Here is a 21,443-nt window from a genome sequence, read left to right as displayed (position 1 = left end):
GTGCAGCATGAATTTTCTTCCACGCTTTCGAAACTGTGCAGTTACAATTTTCTTCTTCGGAATACTTTCTATCATTCATTCATCGTGCCGGAAGGAAGCTGCCACATTCATATTTACTGAGTTGCATTCAGGTATATCCAAAGATCTGAGGGATATTTATTTTGTGAATGACTCAACAGGTTATGCCTGCGGCGGGGAACGTTACGTAGAAGGGAATATACTAAAGACCACCGACAGGGGTAACACCTGGTTTTCACAAGGTGAGCACCTCGGAAAAGCTTTATACAAGCAGGATTTTTATGCTGCTGATACCGGCTTCACCGTTGGCGTCGATGGCAAGATTTATAAAACCACTAATGCCGGAGAATACTGGAGTCTGTATCAGTCGCCCCGTTATCAGCCCTTGCATGATGTATTGATACTGACGCCACAAAAAGCATTTTGTTGTGGAGGTGACGGATACAAAACGGGATATATCTATTCCACCTCCGATGGCGGAAACCATTGGCAGATTGATACCTTTCCGCAGGAATTCCGCAGCCTCTTTTTTACCGATGAACTAACCGGTTTTGTTGCCGGATACGGAGCAATTTTCAAAACTACTGATGGTGGCGCTGTATGGCAACTCACGACGGCGAAGGGCGATTTTTTTCAATCCGTTGTTTTCACTGATCCGATGACAGGCTATTCGGCAGGCTATGAAGGAACTATAATTAAGACAGAAGACGGAGGCAATACATGGGAGATGCTCCGGAACGGGAATAACCTCTTGCAGGACACCTGGCACCTTGAACAGATTGTTTTCAGGAATGCCACCACGGGGTATGTCATCGGGGAGAAGGGTTGTTTTTTAAAGACAACAGATGCCGGAGCAAACTGGGAACATGTAGCCAATGCGCCAGCCATTGATTTGCATGGCATTTTTTTGACAAAGGACGGTGGTTATCTGTGCGGTGAAGGCGGCAGTATTTACAGATTTCTTGAATGATGCGTTGTAGCAATCATTACATGGAGGCTACCCGTTCCAAAAAAACAGAATTTCAGATCATACACAAAAATTCATTCAGCTAACTTCAATTTACACAGTATGATAACCATAAATCCAAAGGATATTTCTGTCGCCCAGCTGCATGCTTACATGTTATCTTCCATAGCACCGCGGCCCATTGCTTTTGCAAGCACGGTGGACAGGGAAGGGAAACCTAATCTCGCACCATTCAGTTTTTTTAATGCTTTTGGAAGCAATCCGCCGGTTCTTGTCTTTTCTCCTGCGCGCCGTGTTCGTGATAATACCACCAAGCATACCCTCGACAATGTGCTGGAAGTGCCGGAAGTGGTGATTAATACCGTGAATTATGACATGGTACATCAGACTTCCTTATCCAGTGTTGAGTTTGAAAGAGGAGTAAATGAATTTGAAAAAGCTGGTTTTACGGCTATTCCATCTGAAAGAATAAAACCTTTTCGTGTTAAAGAATCGCCGGTGCAATTTGAATGCAGCGTAATTGAAGTGAAACCAATGGGCGATCAGGGTGGTGCAGCAAATCTGATCATTTGCGAAATCTTATTGATGCACATCAACGAATCGGTATTGAATGATCAATCACGCATTGATCAGCATAAAATAGACCTGGTTGCACGGCTCGGAGGCGACTTTTATGTTCGCGCTTCGGGTGCTGCATTATTTGAAGTGCATAAACCGAATACAAAACCCGCTATTGGCATTGATCAGCTGCCCGGCTTCATCCGGTTAAGTAAAGTGCTTACTGGCAACAATCTCGGCCAATTGGGAAACGCTGAACGGATCCCCGGCAAAGATGAGCTGGCTTCCGTAGATATAAAGGATGCTGCAGATGAATTGAATGAACGATTCAGCAATGATGAAGAATCACTGGAGTATCACCGGCATCTGCTGGCCCGGCAATTCCTGGAGGAAGGAAACCTGCCGGCTGCATGGAAGGTGCTGCTGGCAACATAGCGCCTGGCCACAAAATTACTGTTGATGAAGCATGCATCACTGTATTCACTGCAATGCTTGAAAGTGAATTTTTCATTGCTAAAATCACCAACTATTTTTCGCACCATTACCGAATCCTGCGCTGTTCAGCAATCCAAGATTCGTGTTTGAGCAGAGTTGATTACTACACTTTCAGTCCTTTGTAAATTTCACCTGATACGTATTATCTCCATCTATTGCCAGGAGCAGATAATGCCCTGCCGGAAGATCAGATACATCAATAGCATCAGGTAAATTTTCCTGCCGCATCCTGCATTTGCCATAGATATCCCATAATTCTATATGCATATTAAAAACGTTGCTTTCCTGAGGGAGCTGCAGATGCATCAGCTGATGTACAGGATTGGGAAAAACTGCAATCATTTTTTTCTCCTCCATCATATTTCCGATACCAACATTATAATTGATGCTCCAGCCTATGTCTTGTAAAATTCCCATGACGATCGGTCCCGGATCGTGTACTGCATTGGCAGTGCCGGCAAATGGTGTCATCAGTTCATTGATGTTGCCGGCAGGGTAAGTTGATTCATTGAGGTGAAGCAGACTGGAACCCAGTGCAAATACAGCAGGAGCGTACATTCTAGGCTTCACTCCTCCATTTAGCAATATGGCAAGGTCTCCGTTAAAATATACCTGGTTGCCTGTAAATACTGTATTCAGTCCGCTTGAAGGATTGGAAAGAGAAGTCAACGGCGTACCGGTAGCATCTTCGAGCTTCGTATCATATATGCCTGGTAGAGTGTCAAGCGCAGGCCACGGGAATGAGGTTACAATAGGGGCGAAGTCTGATGCTTGCAACAGGCCAAAGGAGCCGGTAGTCCCATCAGTTTTTGCCAAGCCGACAAATCCTAAACCGTGACACATTTCGTGCAGCACAATGGAAACAAAATCATATTTGTTTCCCGGGCCATTTCCATCGATTCCGTAGTACCAGTTGATGGTGTTGTTCAGGTAAAGATCGAAATCGGCTTCACCGCTGTTTAATTCGGTTCCGGCAATTGCGTTGGCCAGGGAAGTGGCATACCACACATCCGGTTGTGGTGCTCCCGCAAAATTCTTTCTGCCATTTGGAAGCGTGATACCCAGTAAACCGGCGGGCAATGGCACGAACCATGCATTCACTTTTATCGGTACGGTTGAATTCAGCAATACCGACCAGATCGTTGACGCATATTGAAAAGCTGCCTGCGCCTCACCGGTGAAGCCATTATAGCTGATGGTAAACGAAACCGCGCGCATGCCATCGTGGTAAACTGCCGGTGGTGGTACATAAACAGGCAGCTGCGGTCCACCGGTTTTGATATCTTCCCAATCTGTTAAAACTTGTCCAAAAGATTGACTCGTTGCCATCAATTGCAGGAAGGCCGCGATGGAAAGTAGAAGCAGCTTTATTTTCATTTTGCCACGGATTTAAATGGTGTCCTGCAACGTTTGTAGAACTGATTATTAAAGATATGAATTCGCAATGAACCGATTAGCTTAGTGCAAAATTTAAACGGATGCGGTTTTTTCAAACTTTGTTATTGGTGTGCCTGCTGTGCCTCGCTGCTGCCGGCCAGCAATACGATCTCCAAACAATAATTCCGGTTGATCCGGCCGTCAGAACAGGCGTGCTCTCCAATGGCCTCACTTATTATATCCGGAAGAACAGTAAACCTGAACATCGTGCTGAACTCCGGCTGGTAGTGAATGCAGGATCTGTGCTTGAATCAGAACAGCAGCAGGGACTGGCTCATTTCTGCGAACATATGGCATTTAACGGAACGGCAAATTTCAAAAAGAGTGAGCTGGTGGATTTTCTGGAACGCACCGGCATGCGCTTCGGGGCCGACCTGAATGCTTACACAAGTTTTGATGAAACAGTGTACATGTTGCAGATCCCTACCGATACGGAAAAAATTTTTTTAAAAGGCATTCAGGTTTTGCAGGATTGGGCGCATGCTGTATCATTTGAGGATGATGAAATAGATAAAGAACGCGGTGTGGTGGTAGAAGAATGGCGGCTGGGACAGGGGGCCGCTGAAAGAATGCAGCGCCAGTATTACCCTGTACTTTTTTATGATTCAAGGTATGCCGTACGTTTACCTATCGGGAAAAAGGACATCATTGAAAATGCGCCATACGACACTTTGCGGAATTTTTATAAAAGCTGGTATCGTCCCGACCTGATGGCTGTGGTTGCTGTCGGCGATTTTGATCCTGTTAAAGTTGAAACGCTCATCCGGGAAAATTTTTCTGCAATGGTGAATCCGTTAAAAGCAAAGGAACGTGTCGTTTATCCGGTGCCTGATCATGAGCAATTGCTGGTCAGCATCGCTACAGACAAAGAGGCGACCTATACTGCCGTTTCTTTGGAATACAAGCTGCCAAAACAAATATTAAATACCATTGAAGACTATCGCAATGCTTTGCTGTCGGAAGTTTATCTGACAATGAGCGATCACCGGCTGAGTGAAATAGTGCAGCAGGCTGATCCTCCTTTCACATATGGCAGTTCTTCATTTGGTTCCCTGGTGAGGTCTAAATCGGCCTTCGGCAGTTTTGCCATTGTGAAGGATAACGGTGTTGAACGCGGGCTTGCCGCTTTGCTCGATGAAAATGAGCGCATTCTCCGTTACGGATTTACCGTTTCGGAGTTTGAACGGGCGAAAAAGGAAATTCTGCGGAATGCCGAACGCGCCTATAATGAAAGGGAAAAGACAGAGTCGCGCAACTTCACATCAGAATATGTGAGGCTGTTCCTGAACAAGGAACCGGCCCCCGGCATAGAATGGGAATACAAGATTAGAAAAACGCTCTTCGATGGCATGGTGGTGGATGATGTAAATGCAGTAGCGAAAAAATGGATCAGCAACGGAACGAACTGTGTGATTGGTATTACGCAGCCGCAAAAGGAAGGCATCATGCTGCCTGCTGAAGATCGCATCCGCAAAATCTTTATGGATAGTAAAAGCAGGCAACTGGAACCATATATTGATAAGGCAATGGACAAAGCCCTGATTGATGTGCCGCCCATGCCTTCGAAAGTGATGATGGAGCATAAAATACCTTCCTACAACATCACACAATGGGAGCTTGCCAACGGAGTAAAGGTTATCCTGAAGCCAACGGATTTCAAAAATGATGAAGTATTGCTGAATGGATACAGCTGGGGCGGCACATCCATTTATGAGGATCAGGATTACATGTCCGCTGTTTACGCTGCCGGCATCATCTCTCACTCCGGTGTCGGGAGTTATGATGCCGTAACACTTGAAAAATTCCTGAGCGATAAAGTGGTGACTGTTTCGCCATCAGTCAGCGAGTTGCAGCAATCAGTAAATGGAAATGCATCTGCAACAGACCTTGAAACAATGTTGCAACTTGTTTACCTGTATTTTACCTCACCGCGCAAAGACAGTGTGGCTTTTCAATCGGCTATTGCGCAGGATCTCGCTTTTTTGCAACATCAGCATGCAAGCCCTGAAGCTACTTTCCGCGACACGATTCAGGCAGTGATGAGTCAGCATAATTTTCGTTTTCAACCGGTAGATGCTGAAAAACTGCAACAGGTTGATTTCAACCGCGCCTTTGAAATTTACAGGGAACTGTTTTCTGCGGCGGCCGGCTGGACTTTCGTGCTCGTCGGTAATTTTGATCCTGAAAAAATTCGTCCGTTGATTGAAATGTATCTGGGAGGAATTGACCGTGGTAACAGCGCCGCAACCTACCATAATCTCCACATCGTTCCTCCGGCGGGCAGGCTGGAAAAAACAGTGAGGATCGGCAGTGAACCAAAAAGTGCGGTACGGATAATTTTCCACGGCCTTTTCGATTACAACCGTGCAAATCGCAATGAAGTGAATGCGCTGCTGCGTTTGATCAATCTGAAGTTGCGTGAAACCATGCGTGAAGATATGAGTGGCGTGTATGGTGTGAGTGTAACGCCGTCGCTGAGGCATTATCCGGAAGGGCGTTACCAGTTGTCATTGTCTTTTGGCTGTGCGCCTGGCCGCGTGGAGCAATTGATCAGCGCGGCGCTGGCAGTGATAGATTCCGTAAAAAGAAACGGATGTAATGCCGACGATCTGCTGAAAGTCAAGGAGCAGTTATGGAAGGAAAGGGAATTGAATCTTAAGCAGAACAGTTTCTGGCTCAGTGCCATAATTCAAAGTGAGATGAATAAAGAAAATGTGCTTGAACTGGATGCCTATCATCAGCAGGTTGATAGACTGTCTTCCGCCGATTTTAAGCGACTCACTGCACAGTACTTCAATGGCGACAATACAGCCCAATTCATATTATATCCGGCTGATTAGTTGCTTGCGCAGGTCATGCCGCAATAATATCTCAGTATCTCAGGTATAGAATTGTTTGTTTCCAGCAGACTATGCCTTTAAACAGTCAGAGTAAAAAAAAGAGCCTTTCAAGGGTCTTATATCTGCTGTAACAGAAGAATTTTAAAATTTAAATCCCTGCAGGAATGAAGTGTTGAAATTCCCATCCCTGAAATTATGGTCTTTCATCAGGGCAAGATGAAATGGTATTGTGGTTTTTACGCCTTCAATCACATATTCGCTAAGCGCTCGCTCCATAGTCGCAATGGCTTCTATGCGTGTTTGTGCTACGGTAATAATTTTTGCAATCAATGAATCATAAAATGGCGTAACGGTGTAACCATCGTAAATATGGGAATCAATACGGACGCCGTGGCCTCCGGGTGTATGCAGTGTCGTTATTTTTCCCGGGCTCGGCCTGAAGTCGTTGTGCGGGTCTTCCGCATTAATGCGGCATTCAATCGCATGCATGGTGGGAAAATAGTTCTTACCGGAAATCGGTTCACCTGCTGCAATCTTGATTTGTTCCTTGATGAGATCATAATTGATTACTTCTTCTGTCACCGGGTGTTCTACCTGTATGCGTGTATTCATCTCCATGAAGTAAAAATTACGGTGCTTGTCAACCAGGAATTCCACCGTACCCACACCTTCATACCGTATTGCCTTACAGGCTTTGATGGCAGCAGCACCCATTTTTTCACGCAGCTGCTGTGTTACGAAAGGGGAAGGGCTTTCTTCCAATAATTTTTGATGACGGCGCTGAATGGAACAATCTCTCTCCGACAAATGACAGGCTTTTCCATATTGATCGCCTGCCACCTGTATCTCAATATGACGTGGTTCTTCTACATATTTCTCAAGATACACGCCATCATTTCCAAAAGAAGCACCGGCTTCCGTGCGTGCCATGTTAAAGGCATTTTCATATTCCTCTTCCGACCATACAATCCGCATTCCTTTTCCACCGCCGCCGGCGGTAGCCTTCAGTATTACAGGGTAACCTATTTTCTTTGCTGTCTTCTTTCCTTCTTTCAGATCCGTCACCAACCCTTCAGAACCCGGAATAACCGGTACACCGGCTTTCTTCATGGTATCTTTTGCAGTAATCTTATCACCCATCATCGAGATCTGATGCGGTGTGGGCCCGATAAATTTAATGCCGTACTGCCCGCATATTTCCGCGAACTTTTCATTCTCCGACAAAAATCCATAACCCGGATGAATGGCATCGGCACCGGTAATCTCTGCGGCCGCCATAATCTTTGCCATATTAAGGTATGACTCTTTACCCGGTGGAGGGCCGATACATACGGCCTCATCGGCAAACTTCACGTGTAAAGATTCTCGGTCGGCTGTTGAGTAGACGCTGACTGTTTTTATTCCCATTTCACGGCAGGTGCGGATAACGCGCAATGCGATCTCACCGCGGTTCGCTATCAGTATCTTACTTAATGGTCTGTTTTTGGCCACAGATTATTTTTTAGAGGAGGTGATGCAATGAAAATCCGGCTTTCGCTGGTCTTTTCATCTCAGAGCGGTTCAATCAGGAATAAAGGCTGATCATATTCCACAGGCTTGGCATTTTCCAACAGCACTTTGACGATTCGGCCTGTGTATTCTGATTCAATTTCATTGAAGAGTTTCATGGCTTCAACGATGCACAACACCGTGCCGGGCTTGATTTCATCACCCACATTTACAAATGATGGTTTGTCAGGTGAAGAAGAACGGTAGAAGGTGCCGATCATAGGTGATTTAATGACAATCTGCCCGGGTTTTTCAGGAGCGGCATCAGCAACCGGCGCGGAAGTTATTTCCTTCGGGGCAGCAACCGGTGCAACCGGCACAACTGCGGGTGCCTGTGGTGCGTTTACAACTTCCTGGCGCACATACTGAACCGGCCCGTTCTGATCCTGTGTACGAATCATGATTTTGAAATTATCGCGCTCAATGCGGATCTCAGAAATATTTGATTTGTTGAGGAGCTTAATAAGTTCCTGAATTTCTTTTAAATCCATTTCGAAATGGGTTAGGGTTTTTTAAGAAGGCAGACCTGCAAGGTGAACGCAATATTTTAATCTGCCACGATGCGAAAGATAGCCATTTATCGGAAAATGGGTAGTAAAAGCCGAATGAGAGCAACTCATTCTGAGGTCAGCTTTAATTTCATTGATAAACGCATGATGAAAGTGCTCCTTTTTATTTTTTGTTCCGTATAACTTTCTCCAGGATATCAACTGCTTCTTCCATTTCATCGAAGTCAAGCGATGCAAACCCCATCCGTGTAGCATTCAGGTTTTTATTTTCGGGATTGAAATAGCGCCCGGATGAAAGAAATAATTCCCGCTCTCGCGCTTTTTTAGAAATGTCCTGCAGATCAAATGCCGGATTGAATTGCGCCCAGATGGCCATTCCTCCCGACGGTACGTGAAAGTTGATAACGTCCGGAAACCTGTTGCGCAACAATGCGGCAAAATAATCACGACGGGCATGGTAAACCTTGGTTGCCTTTTTCTGGTGGCGTTGTATTTCCCCTTCCGCAAATAATTCAGCGATCGCTTTTTCCAGCACGGTATCACCCTGCAAATCGATTACTCTCCGGAGCCTCGCCATTTCTTCGATCAGGTTTTCCGGTGCCACCACAAAACCGACGCGGAATGCCGGAGCCAGGCTTTTACTCAATGAGCCCATATACACTACCATGCCATGTGTATCCGCACTGGCGAGCGGAAGCACCGGCCCGCTGTCGTAATGATAATCGAAGTCATAGTCATCTTCCAGCACGGCGAATTTATGTTCTTCGGCAAGGCAAAGCAATTGCATGCGGCGTTCTGCCTTTAACGAAACAGTGGTGGGATTGTGGTGATGTGGTGTGATAAATACGGCCCTTACTTTTGATTTCTTACAAATCTTTGCCAGTGCATCCACCACCATACCATTTTCATCCACCGGAACGGTAATCAGTTTCGCGCCAATATTTTTAAACATCGCTGTGGCTGAATAGTAGTTGGTTTCACCTACCACAACTACATCACCATGCTTCACGATAGTATGAAAGGCAAGGTATAATGCCATCATGCTGCCCCTGGTAAGCAGAATATTTTCAAATGATGCCTGTATGCCTCTTGTTTCACGGAGGTGCTCTGAAAGGGCTTTTCTCAAATCAATATTGCCATGCGTGCCGGCATAGCTCAGGTATTTTTTATAATGTTCTTTCTGCAAAAGGTTACGGTAAGTTCTCGATAAGGCTTCTACCGGCGCGATACGGACGTCAGGGTAGCCTTCATTTATTTCAAGATAGTAGGGCTTCACAAAATGTGGCGCAGGGAGAAATTTGTTCTTTGCAACTGCAAAACCGGTATGCCTTGCGAATCCTAATGGCTGCCCGTCGCGGTTGACCAGCTTTTTGCCGCGCACCTCCGGCATCGACTCTTTAATGTAAGTGCCACTGTACGGAACAATTTCAATCCAGCCCTGTGCATCCAGTTCATCGAGTGCTGCAACAATGGTCTGCCGGTGCACTTCCAGCGTCTTGGCGAGTTCCCTCGTGCCGGGCAATTTGGATCCGGGTTTCAAAATGCCCTTTTTGATCTGTACGATCATCTTATTGGCTATTTGCAGGTATACCGGCGTGCTGCAGGTCTTGTCGATATCGATAACGGCACTGAGGGAAAACATAACTGGACTATTTGATTTATTAAAACTGGTATGCTTTGATAGTCCAACAAAGATATAGCTTTGTATCGTAATTTAAATCAACAGTTATGAAAACCCTGAAATCATTGTTGTTTTTGTTGCTCTTAGTAACAAGTCAGTTTTCGTTCGGTGCAGAAAATGACTGCTGTTACCCCGACACTTCCAAAGTGCAGTTAGTGGCTATGAGTGCACAGCAGCAGCTGGATTACCTTCAATGCGAATCGCATGCTGTAATCGCGAAGGTTCCTTCACTGGAAAAAATCGTTACGATTAAACTGGGCAACCTGGTGTACATGCTGGAGCAAGTGCAAATGGAAAGCGAACAGTTGGGTAATTCCCTTCCGGCTGTTAATGCAAATCAGATTGACAGCACGCTGAAAAGCCGCTTGCCGGTTCAATAGATGCACAGTGGATTTTCCACCGCTTACCATAGTCTTTTATTAATTTCCCTGACATTTTTATTTCATAGCTCATGCAGTCAGCATCATCAGTGAAAGCATACGCTGCCCTTGCCTCCGTTTGCTTCTTTTGGGGTACCACCTATCTTGCCATCAGGATTGGCGTACTGAGCATGCCTCCTTTTCTTTTTGCAGGTGTGCGCTTTCTGCTGGCCGGCGGATTGGTAAGCCTATACTTTTTGCTCAAAAAGACCCCACTGCCCTCTATGCAGGAATGGAAGCATATATTGCTGATCAGTCTTTTGTTTTTTGTGATTGGAAACAGCAGCGTGGTACATGCTGAACAACACATCTCCAGCGGGCTTGCAGCTTTGATTTGTTCGGCGATACCTATTTGGGTGGTGCTGATTAACCTGTTATTGTCTAAATCTGAAAAGGTTAATTCGCTGATTATTGCCGGCTTATTCATCGGTTTCGGCGGGTTGGTAATGATCTTCTACGATAACCTTGGCGATCTTTCCAATCCCGCACTGTTGTTGAGTCTTGCGTTCTTGCTGTTCGGCAACATCGCCTGGTCGTATGGAACAGTGTATTCCAAAAAGTTAAGATGGAACACGCCGTTTATGTTTGCCGCAGGTCTTCAAATGCTGATAGCAGGTATTATCTTATCTGTTGCAGGCCTTTTTGCAGGTGAAGCCACTGCGTTTCACCCAACTGTCAGCGGATGGATGGCGTTGATTTATCTGGCCCTGATAGGTTCGATATTCAGCTATGGTGCTTACCTGTTTGCATTGTCGCACCTGCCTTCCACTGTTGTTTCGCTATATGCTTATATAAATCCCGTGGTGGCTGTGTTGTTCGGCTACCTGCTGCTCCATGAAAAATTCGGTTTCTACACATTACTTGCTATGATAATTACAATTGCCGGTGTTTACCTGGTGAATGCAGGATTCAAAGAAAAAAGGGATCAGCCCGTACTGATCAAGAGGTTGAGGATGGTGCCAGTACTGTTTAAGTTTTGGTAATTGTATTAGCAGAGAAAAATATTCGTACCGGCGTTATATCAAAAGGATATTTCAACTTAAGATTTAGCATAAAGTTCTGAGGCTGGCATAAAGTATTTCCTGTAAAAAAGTACCAGTCAGCCTTACGCGTATGAATTGCACTTCGCGACAATGTCCATTTAAAAAACATGCGTTGACGGGCAGCAAAATCCAGTCAACGCATGCACAATTAACATCCTGAGTAATCTGCCTTACTGATTATTTTGATTTATCCTTTGGGGCGGGCACTGCCGGAACGGTTTTTTCCTGCGTTTTCAGCATATCCATAATTACTTCCAGTCCTTTATTCAACTGCTGATCAATGCCGGCATATGCCATGGCCGGATCCTGATCCACAACAATATCAGGATCTACTCCATGGCCTTCGATAAGCCAACCGGTAGAATCATAAGGCGCGAATTCAGGGCGATTGAGAAATCCGCCATCCATTATGGGAAGGGTGCCGCGTATACCCACTACACCACCCCAGCTTCTCTTGCCGACCACAGGGCCAATTTTCAGCTTATGGAACCGATAAGAAATAATATCACCATCGGAAGCGGAATATTCATCTGTCAGCAACAACTTGGGGCCGAGCAACATCGTGGGATCAGGTGAACCGATCTGATTCCTTGCCATGTTAAAATAAACCAGGTCGAGTGAAAGCCGTTGTGCCACGAGTGAAGAAACAAATCCGCCGCCATTGCCCCTGTCATCCACAATTAAGGCCTTTTTGTTCAGTTGGGGATAATAATGTTTGATGAATTCATTTAACCCATCTTGTCCCATATTCGGGATGTGGAGGTAACCCACTTTCCCGTTGGATACAGAATCCACATAATGAATATTTCTCTCTACCCAATTGTAATAATACAATGCGCTTTCATCACTCAAAGGCACAACAATCACTTTTCTGCCGCCGTCGGCCGCTGCTTTGGTGTTTAAGGTAAGCTCAACCTGTTTGCCGGCCATATCCACCAGCGAGGCATAGATATCATTCATGCCATTGGTTGGCATGCCATTCACTGCTATGATGTAATCGCCTGCTTTTGCATTCACGCCCACTTCCGTAAGCGGGGAACGCAACTCATCACTCCAGTTGGCACCTTGCAGAATGCTGGTAATCTTATAATAACCGGATGCATCTTTTGTGAGCTTGGCACCCAGTAATCCTGTCTTTATACGTTCCGGTTCTGGTTTGTCGCCACCACCAACATAGGAATGCCCGATGCTGAGTTCTCCCACCATTTCACCCAGCAGGTAAGTCAGGTCAGCGCGATGATTGACATAAGGCACCAGGGAACCATACTTTGACTTGATGACATTCCAGTCAAGCCCGTGCATATTGGAGACATAGAAGAAATCACGCATCTGCCGCCACGTTTCATTGAAAATCTCCTGGTATTCCTGCCGGTGATTCACCATCACTTTCATGTCTGATAGTTTTACCGATTTATCCGCCTGTATTTTTCCCATGGGTAAATCAATGATGGAATAGCTGTGCCCTTTTGCCACTACCATCTTTTTCTTGTCAGCCGATATCTGAAAGTTATCGTAAGCACCCAGTGCATCTTCTTTTTTATCCTTGAATTTAAAGACAGATAGTGTGGATTCCTGCTCACCAGATTTCGAGTGCAGGTAGTAGATATTGCCTTCCGCCGATTGTATATTAAAATACTGAGCCGCTTCTACGGGCAATGCCACCAGCCGGCTACTGATACCATCCAGATCAATCTTAACATCATTGGATGCCACTGCTTCCGGTGCTTTTTTGGATTTATCCGGCTTTGATTTCGCGTCACCGGTGGTTTCTTCTTTAGCTTTTTCTTCCCCTTTCACCTCATTGTTTTCAGGTGCAAATGGCGATGGCGTTTCTTTTGATAACGTTACCAGGTAAAGCTTGCTCATGTTTTCATAGGCAATCTGGAATTCGATGTTGCTGAACGTTGGATTGAAATCGCGATCCGAAATCAGCACGAGATATTTACCGTCTTTGGTGAAGGTGGGTTCGTAGGAGTTATACCAGTTGTCAGTGACAGCCGTGGCGGTTTTGGTGGAAAGATTATAGAGAAAAATTCTGCTGTTGGTTTGCCATTCGGGCCGCACATAACAGATCCATTTACTGTCCGGCGACCAGTCATAATAGTTGTATTCACCAACATTGGATGATTCCAGTTCAGTAATGATTTTGGAATCGATATCCACATACTGCAGTCGCTGCTTCCTGTCGCTCCACATTATTTTTTTGCTGTCAGGGCTCCACATCAGGTGGTATTTATAGACATCGCCTGCGGTGGTGATACGGACAGGTTCACCCGTTCCATTCTGCGCACGTATGTATATTTCATCTTCTCCGCTTACATCACTGATATAGGCAATCCATCTGGCATCGGGGCTCCATACGGCATCACGGTCATGCGCTGTAGAAGATTGTGTGATATTTCGTGTAATGCCCGATTCTGCCGGCACCGTAAAAATGTCGCCACGCGCAATAAACAGCATGCGGTTACCGTCTGGCGCAAGGTCCCATCCTTCAATAAACTTAGAAGCATCCACCAGCTCATCACGGCTCCAGTTCTGATCATTGTCAATCTCAATTTTCACCGGTGTAACCTGTTCGTTCTGCAGATTCAGTAAATAGAGCAGTCCGCCTTTTTCGAAAATAATATCCCTGTCGCCCAGTGATGGAAACTTGATATCGTAATCTGTATAGTTTGTCACCTTGCGTACCTGTTTCGTGTTGATGTCATAAACAAAGAGATTCATGGTACGGTCGCGGTCGCTGAGAAAATAGATTTTATCACCGGCCCACATTGGCTGCATGTCCTGCGAAACATTATTAGTGATGTTTTCCCATTGCCTGTTTTCAGTATTATAGATCCATACATCGTCTGCCATTCCGCCCTGGTAATATTTCCAGGTTCTGAATTCGCGGAAAATCCGGTTCATGGCCATCTTTTTTCCATCGGGAGAATATGAACAGAATCCTGCCACGGAAAACGGAAGTTCCTCTGACAGTCCACCATTAATATCAGCCATGAAAAGCTGCCCCTTAAATGCGTTGAATGATTGCTTGCGAGAACGATAAACAATATGGTCATTGTCTTTCCATGTCATCACGATATTGTTTGGGCCCATGCGATCCGAAAGATCATCACGGCCAAGCGTAGCAGTATAGGTAAGCCGTTTGGGAATTCCGCCATTTGACGGAATCACATATACTTCCGTATTGCCATCGAACTGGCCGGTGAAAGCAATGTTTTTACCATCAGGTGAATAACGGGCAAACATTTCATACCCGATGTCGCTTGTTAATTTGCGTGCAACGCCGCCCGATTTCGAAACTGTATAAAGATCACCGGCATATGAAAAAGTGATCCTGTTATCGTGAACTGCAGGAAACCGGAATATTCTTTCTTCAACAGCATCCTGTGCAAATGAATAGCTGAATGCAGTAATGGTTAAGGCAAGAACTGAGAGGCAACGGGTTATCATGGAATTAAGGGTTTAGAATCCGAAAAGTACGAAAGAAGGTGGATGAATGAGATGACTTTTTCGACATCTGACATGTTTTCGCCGACAACCCTTATCAGCGCCATGATGCAGTGACCTCATTTAAGCAGTTCAACAAATCGCCCTTGTGACAATTAAAATGCAAACAGTTAGTTGCCGGCGGGTTTTTATTCAGGATTTATTTATACAGCTTTGTTCTGCACTGTCCGGATGTACTTCAGGAAAACCGGGCTATGCCGGTAAATGAAACGGTCAAAATTCTTGCTGTGCTTATGTTTTCTATTCATAAACAGTTTCATCTGTGCGCAGTCGCCTCAGCGGGTATTTTCTCTCTTCTTAATCGGAGATGCTGGCGAGTACACTATTGATGATACGGCTCATACCAGGACACTTCAACACCTCAGGCAGGAGTTGAATACAGAGCAGTACCGGTCAAACAGTGCAGTCATATTTTTGGGCGACAATGTTTATCCCTGCGGTTGGGCTCCTGCGAATGAGCAAGGCGGCAAAGTTAGATATGAGAAGATTCCGAAAGTTTGTTGTGATGAGGTGAATGGTAAAACGTTGGAAGTGAATCAACAGAAATTGGCCAGTCAACTGGAAGGACTGGAGAATTATGATGGCAGTGTATTTATGATCCCGGGAAATCATGACTGGCAGCGCGGACAGCGAAGGGGACAACAATTTGTTGTAAACGAGAGAAAGTCTTTTGAGGATTATTTCAGCAGCGGGAAACTGAAACATGGCGGATATTATCCTAAGTATGCATTCGGTCCGGATGATACTTTAATCCGTGCGGCCGAAGGAATTAAGATACGGTTGGTTTTTATCGATTCTCAATGGTGGCTTCATGCACATGGTTCCGCGATGGAGGGAGTTGATGCAGGTAACCGTAAAGAAAGAAGGCATGTTTTGGATGGTTACCTGTCGGAGTTGGATACGATTGTACATCGTGCAAAACGGCAGAATGAATTCATACTGATCGCACAGCACCATCCGATTTATACCTATGGCAAGCACAGTGCAAAATTTATTGTGGCGCCTGCTGCAAGACTTCGGTTTCAGCATATCGGCAACAGGCAATATGATTACCTGCGTAAACGGTTAGATACCATCTGTAATAAGTATTCGGCGGATAAACTGATTTTTGCCGCAGGGCATGATCACAACCTGCAATATTTCCGGCTTCCGAATTATGTACAGCTGGTGAGTGGTGCAGGAAGCAAATGCACGAATGAAAAGGATTGCAGTGAATTCAGGAAGGTGAAACCGGAACGCAACACATCCGTGCTTGAAATGCATGGTGAATTCAATTCGAAAGGATTTTTTCGTATTGAATACTTCGATGACAATACTTTCCGTGTACTTATATGGAAAGAAGAGCTGAATCAGACGGTTACTCCCGCTCAACTTACCGACTTCAGCTTTCCGGATTAATTCACTTTTCTCCGCTCAGCCAGTATAAATTGCACACCTATCCTCCACGTTTTACACGGTTCACCTCTTCATCAATAGCGCTTTGCCGTCTGCGCTGTGATTCCTGCGAAGCGCCGAACCGATAGGTGAAATTGATGCCAAACCGTTGCTGATCATTGTTTTGCGCGAAGGACGAATTAATGTTGGCATAAACAATTTCGCCCTTGATATTGTTGGTATTAAAGATGTCACGTGCATTCAGTTTCACGCTCGCTTTTCCATCCCACAATGTCTTTTTAATACCCATTGACACATCGCCATTTGCTTCTATGGAAGCGATGCTGAAAATTACCGGCGACTGATACTGCGCTGACAGCTCAAGGCTGAATCCTTTAGGAAGGGTAAAGCTGTTTTGAATGTTTACCTGGCAACCTAAATGGGTATTGTGAAAATCGGTTTCAAGGTATTTTGTTTCAAGGTCCTGGTAAAATGCCGTTAAAACCGGTGTTAAACTCCACCATGTGAACGGTTGCAGCTGCGCATAAACGGTGGAAGCATAGGTAGTATTGGATCCGAAATTCTCGGAAAGCAGCACGATGGTTTTGGTAGAATCCACCTGGTAAAATTGTTCCTGTATTTCATCACTGGTGCGGCTGTAGCTTAATATCAGGTTATAGTTCTGCTTGAATAAATAAGATAATTCCAATGAGTTGGTAAGCTGTGGTCTAAGGTTAGGGTTTCCCTGCTGGTATAGATAAGGATCCAGAAAAAAGAGAAATGGATTAAGCTGATCATAATCCGGCCGGTCAATGCGGCGGCTGTAGGAAACAGAAACGGAATGGTTATCATTGATTTCATGACTTACATTGATGGAAGGAAAAAGTTGTATATAGTCACGTTCGAAGTTTTCATTCAGTGTTTCAGAATTGCCTGTTGAATGCGTGAGCTCACTTCTGAGCCCGGCCGAGATGCTTGTCTTTTTTATGGTCTTGCTCAGTTGCAGGTATCCGGCATATACATTTTCTGTATAGATAAAATGATTGGTCTTGGAGCTGTCAATTATCCAATCACTGTTTTGCTTTACAGTGAAGATTTCTTCATTATCATTTTTTACAGCGCTGGCTTTTACACCGGCTTCCATATTCCAGCCATGACGGAATGGATGGGAAAGATCAACTTTTGCCGAGCGAATATCAATCACACCAGGACTTTGTGTATGATAGTAAAGTGGATTATCCGTTTCACTGCCATCTTCATTAAAATATACTGTTTCATAATAATCATCTCCTTTACTGTTAAAATGAGAATAGTCGGCATCCGCCGAGAGTACAGTGCCGGATGTATCGAGCTTTCCATCATAGTTGAGGTTGAAAGAAAAGTTATCCGATAGATTTTTGATATCTCCGTGAGTATGCGACCCCGGGTCATAAATACCAGTGCTGTTGTTGATGGTGGCAGCGGTGTTATTTGTAGTCGTGTATTTATCCGCATATCCACTGGCCACGAAACCAATCGTATGCCTGTCGTTGATGAAATAATCCATCCCTGCTTTATAACTGTTATCCAGATAGGCATTTTGCATTACGCTATTTTCGGTTACGGAAGATTGCCCATCTGCTTCCGAGAAATTACGCAGCACATCCAGTGTCTGATATTGATGGTAGTCACTATAGTTGTAGCTTCCGAACAGATTCACGCTTTTCATGCGGTAATTGAGATTAATGCCCGCTTCAGGGCTCCATTCCTGTGATTTTTCAATGCCTGCTGTCACGGAACCATTTAATCCGAGGTTCCTGTTTTTCCTGGTCACGATGTTAATAATGCCTGCATTGCCCTCGGCATCATATCGGGCAGATGGATTGGTGATCACTTCAATTTTTGAAATGCTTTCAGCCGGCATTGCCTTTAACTGGTTCGCCAGTTGTTCGGCAGACAGATAGGTAGGTTTGTCATCAATCATAACCAGCACGCCTTGCTTGCCGCGAAGACTCAGTTTTCCATCCTGACTTACGATTACGCCGGGCGCTTTTTCCAGTGCATCCAGCACACTGCCGCCGGAGGCGACAGCGCTGCCTTCCACATTTAATATCATCTTGTCATGTTCATGCTGAATCAATGGTTTCTGAGCGGAAACAGTTACGCCGGTCAGTTCTTTCGACAACATTGACAGTGATATGCTGCCAAGATTCACAGCAGCACTTGCACTATCAATGGTAATGCTGTCAAGTGTAACATTTTCAAAACCCAGGTTGGTTATACGCAGTGCATAATTTCCCTCGTGGAGCTGATCAAATGCAAAACTGCCCGATGCATCAGTGAATTCACCTTTGATCAGCGAACTGTCTGCTGCATTCAACAATGTAACAGTGGCGAATTCAACCGGCTGGTGCAGCTGATCATAAACCTGCCCTGTGATAGTTGCGGCGTTTGCAGCCAGGATGCTTTGCAGGCATAGGAATCCCATTAACGCTAAGAGTGTTTTCATGATTGTTGAGTTATTGGCGGGAACTCGTAAGTGGAAGATGGCTGACCTTTCCCGTGTTAAGTATTGTGTATAGGTCGTATGACGGTAATAAAAAGTTACATCATACAGAATTTTTTTTTTGAAAATGATGCGCATCGGTGGAACTGAAAAATAAATTCAGGCGGGAGCAACATAAATCCGCAAGGGAAATATTTAACTTTCAACTTTACTCACATAAAACCGGTAATAAGATGGCAGTATCATTTATTTTGCGTACTGAAGCCTGGGAGTTGTCTGTGCTGCTCTTTGTGCTGATGATTGTATTTGTATGGCTTGGCAACCTGAGCGGGAAGTTCTGGCGAAGAAATGAGACAGCAGCGTCTTCCGGGAATACGGATGAGAAATCAGGATTTGGCAGCCTTGAAGCAGGCTTGTTCGGGTTATTTGGATTTATCCTTGCCATCACGTTTGGCATGTCCGGCAACAGGTATGATAATTACAGGAATGTAATGGTGCAGGAAGCCAATGATATTGGCACCGTTGTACTTCGTTCCGATCTGTATCCTGACTCCATCAGGCTGGAATTCAGAAAAGATTTCAAAGCCTATGTGGAGGCGCGAATTCGTTTTTATGAGGCAGGGCGTAATCTTGATAAGATGATTCAATCCAAAAATGAAAGTGCAATGCTGTCATCCGGCATCTGGAAACGAGCGGCCGATATGTCTAAGCAGCCCAACATGCTGATTCCTTCCAATCAGATGATTCCGGCACTCAATGCCATGATTGACATCACCACTACGCGCGAATCAACCCTTAAAGCGCATATTCCGGATATTATCATTATTGCACTTTTCATCCTTGCATTGACCGTCACCTTTGTTGCTGGTTTCAGCAGTACAGTCATCCGGAAAAAGGACTGGATTATCATCTGTGGTTTTGCATTGCTGACTTCGCTGGTAATTTATGTTACGCTGGATATCGGGCGGCCGATGCGCGGACTGATCAACGCCGATGTTGGACAGAGTGCCATGGTGGAACTGCGCGGCATGTTTACTGATTGAAGCTTGCTTAGGGCAATAATGGATATATCCTTACGAAAGAAGGTGACCTGCGTCTTTCCGAACTAAAGCATGCTGATATTTTAATGCAGTCCCATGCTTAGGAATTCAAATGACAGCTATCGTGATTGACTAGATATGATTTGCCATGTTTTTGATTCGCGTTTGGAATCTTAGCATTTCTGCAGTCGTTTTTTTTTTAGTCTTATGTTGTCTAACTTTGTAAGAAAATATAGCATTATGAAACGTTTAGTTATTGCCGGAAGCCTGCTGTCAGTCATACTGACGTTTAATTCGTGTATTTTACCTTATCCTTCCGATTCGGAATTGTATGAGGATGTTGCAACTATCAGCAGTCGTGACTCTACTGTTGACTTTGGTGTCTTCCATACCTACAGTGTACCGGATGCCGTTTATTTTTTAGGCTCCGATTCAACGGTGGACCCGATCAATGCACAATATTCACAGCAGTTAATTGCTGCGGTGGTGAGTCAGATGAATAGCCGTGGTTATCAGCAAGTGGATAAAACAGCTGATCCCGACCTGGTTTTTAATATGACAGCCACTGAGAACCTCAATATTGTTTACTACCCGGGTTACGGCTATGGTTACTGGGATTGCTATTACTGGGGCTGGAATTGCGGCTGGTGGTATTATCCTACCTACCCGACCGTGTCAACTTATAAGTCGGGTTCATTGGTGATTGATATGGTGGATCGCAGGCATGCCATTGATGGTGATCTCGGGTATCTGCCGATTCCCTGGACTTCCATTGTTTATGCACTTTCGTCATCAGATCCTAACTTCAATGTGTCGAAAGCATTGAAAGGTATAGATGCTGCATTTGCTCAATCACCATATCTCCAAACAAACTAAAAATCTCATCTTTCAATATCACCTTATGAAAAAGATAATTGTTGTTTTCATCAGCATCATATGTTTGGGTACAACTGCTGGATTTTCCCAGTCGGAGTTCACCTTAAATTATGACATGAATCTGCCGGTGGGTTCTGTTACGGATTACATTTCAAGCTACCAGTTTCGAGGAATGAATGGTCAGTACCGTTACCGCTTCACTGATAATCTCTCTGCGGGTTTTGATCTTGGTTATAACAGTTGGTACCAGAAAAAATCTGATGCTACTTATGAAGTTAACCATGAAACGTCGGTTACCGGAACATTTTATAACTACAACCGCAACTGGACCATGCATGTAGCGGGCGAGTATGCGTTTGGCGACCCAATGAAAAGGGTTAGGCCTTTTGTCGGACTGGGACTGGGTGTAAACAGTATTGACCTGGAGTCGTATGTAATCGATTATGTGATCACTGCTACCAATAAGTGGCCATTTTCCATATCACCTGAAGTTGGATTGCGGTTTACACAACCCGGTTCGCATGTTAGTGGAAATGTCAGTGCCTATCTCAACTATACCACGTATGACTATGAAGAACTTATTAAGGATCTCAGTTACGTGGGTTTCAGGGTGGGTATCAGCTGGAAATAAGTGTGTGTCGGA

The 21,443-nt window shown here is 44.9% G+C and carries 15 protein-coding genes; 9 read left to right on the top strand and 6 right to left on the bottom strand.

The window, feature by feature from the left end:
* Window positions 1-7: 7 nt before the first annotated feature.
* Entirely contained in the window at window positions 8-988 is a 981-nt protein-coding gene (locus K1X61_07890; GenBank protein ID MBX7108550.1) for a hypothetical protein, read from the top strand.
* Between the two features lie 99 nt (window positions 989-1,087).
* Window positions 1,088-1,978, top strand: a complete 891-nt coding sequence (locus tag K1X61_07885; GenBank protein MBX7108549.1) for a flavin reductase family protein — start codon at window positions 1,088-1,090, stop codon at window positions 1,976-1,978.
* A 171-nt stretch (window positions 1,979-2,149) separates the two neighbouring features.
* Here K1X61_07885 and K1X61_07880 read toward each other — a convergent pair whose 3' ends face one another.
* Window positions 2,150-3,415 (bottom strand): T9SS type A sorting domain-containing protein, encoded by a 1,266-nt coding sequence (locus tag K1X61_07880; GenBank protein ID MBX7108548.1) that lies wholly within the window; start codon window positions 3,413-3,415, stop codon window positions 2,150-2,152.
* A gap of 101 nt (window positions 3,416-3,516) precedes the next feature.
* Between K1X61_07880 and K1X61_07875 the strand changes: the two genes are divergently transcribed.
* Window positions 3,517-6,315: an insulinase family protein gene (locus K1X61_07875; protein MBX7108547.1), complete on the top strand. Its 2,799-nt coding sequence runs from the start codon at window positions 3,517-3,519 to the stop codon at window positions 6,313-6,315.
* A 141-nt stretch (window positions 6,316-6,456) separates the two neighbouring features.
* Here K1X61_07875 and accC read toward each other — a convergent pair whose 3' ends face one another.
* From accC to K1X61_07860, 3 genes are all read right to left on the bottom strand, one after another.
* Window positions 6,457-7,806: an acetyl-CoA carboxylase biotin carboxylase subunit gene (gene accC / locus K1X61_07870; GenBank protein ID MBX7108546.1), complete on the bottom strand. Its 1,350-nt coding sequence runs from the start codon at window positions 7,804-7,806 to the stop codon at window positions 6,457-6,459.
* A gap of 59 nt (window positions 7,807-7,865) precedes the next feature.
* The gene (gene accB, locus K1X61_07865; protein ID MBX7108545.1) at window positions 7,866-8,354 is read right to left on the bottom strand and encodes an acetyl-CoA carboxylase biotin carboxyl carrier protein; all 489 of its coding nucleotides are present in this window, start codon (window positions 8,352-8,354) and stop codon (window positions 7,866-7,868) included.
* A 181-nt stretch (window positions 8,355-8,535) separates the two neighbouring features.
* Complete coding sequence (locus tag K1X61_07860) at window positions 8,536-10,014, bottom strand: PLP-dependent aminotransferase family protein (GenBank protein MBX7108544.1); 1,479 nt, start codon at window positions 10,012-10,014, stop codon at window positions 8,536-8,538.
* 86 nt (window positions 10,015-10,100) lie between these two features.
* On the opposite strand from K1X61_07860, the gene K1X61_07855 reads away from it, so the two are divergent.
* Both K1X61_07855 and K1X61_07850 read left to right on the top strand, forming a co-directional pair.
* Window positions 10,101-10,433 (top strand): hypothetical protein, encoded by a 333-nt coding sequence (locus K1X61_07855; GenBank protein MBX7108543.1) that lies wholly within the window; start codon window positions 10,101-10,103, stop codon window positions 10,431-10,433.
* Window positions 10,434-10,504: 71 nt separating this feature from the next.
* Entirely contained in the window at window positions 10,505-11,455 is a 951-nt protein-coding gene (locus K1X61_07850) for an EamA family transporter (protein ID MBX7108542.1), read from the top strand.
* Between the two features lie 237 nt (window positions 11,456-11,692).
* Here the strand turns inward: K1X61_07850 and K1X61_07845 are convergent, their stop codons facing one another.
* Entirely contained in the window at window positions 11,693-14,968 is a 3,276-nt protein-coding gene (locus tag K1X61_07845) for a PDZ domain-containing protein (GenBank protein ID MBX7108541.1), read from the bottom strand.
* Between the two features lie 261 nt (window positions 14,969-15,229).
* Here K1X61_07845 and K1X61_07840 point away from each other — a divergent pair, with 261 nt between their 5' ends.
* Window positions 15,230-16,423: a metallophosphoesterase gene (locus K1X61_07840; GenBank protein MBX7108540.1), complete on the top strand. Its 1,194-nt coding sequence runs from the start codon at window positions 15,230-15,232 to the stop codon at window positions 16,421-16,423.
* 37 nt (window positions 16,424-16,460) lie between these two features.
* Here K1X61_07840 and K1X61_07835 read toward each other — a convergent pair whose 3' ends face one another.
* A complete protein-coding gene (locus K1X61_07835) occupies window positions 16,461-18,887 on the bottom strand; it encodes a TonB-dependent receptor (protein MBX7108539.1) in 2,427 nt (808 codons plus the stop codon).
* A 230-nt stretch (window positions 18,888-19,117) separates the two neighbouring features.
* Here K1X61_07835 and K1X61_07830 point away from each other — a divergent pair, with 230 nt between their 5' ends.
* The 3 genes from K1X61_07830 to K1X61_07820 all read left to right on the top strand — a co-directional run bounded on the left by K1X61_07830 (window position 19,118) and on the right by K1X61_07820 (window position 21,431).
* Window positions 19,118-19,927, top strand: coding sequence for a hypothetical protein (locus K1X61_07830; GenBank protein MBX7108538.1), 810 nt, complete (start codon window positions 19,118-19,120; stop codon window positions 19,925-19,927).
* 237 nt (window positions 19,928-20,164) lie between these two features.
* Complete coding sequence (locus K1X61_07825; protein MBX7108537.1) at window positions 20,165-20,800, top strand: DUF4136 domain-containing protein; 636 nt, start codon at window positions 20,165-20,167, stop codon at window positions 20,798-20,800.
* A gap of 25 nt (window positions 20,801-20,825) precedes the next feature.
* A complete protein-coding gene (locus tag K1X61_07820) occupies window positions 20,826-21,431 on the top strand; it encodes a porin family protein (protein MBX7108536.1) in 606 nt (201 codons plus the stop codon).
* The last annotated feature ends 12 nt before the right edge of the window (window positions 21,432-21,443 follow it).

The sequence above is a fragment of the Chitinophagales bacterium genome, assembly GCA_019694975.1.
In the GTDB taxonomy this organism is placed as follows: Bacteria; Bacteroidota; Bacteroidia; order Chitinophagales; family UBA10324; genus JACCZZ01.
The sequence above is the reverse complement of the archived record's forward strand: the minus strand, read 5'-3'. Positions and strand labels throughout refer to the sequence as shown.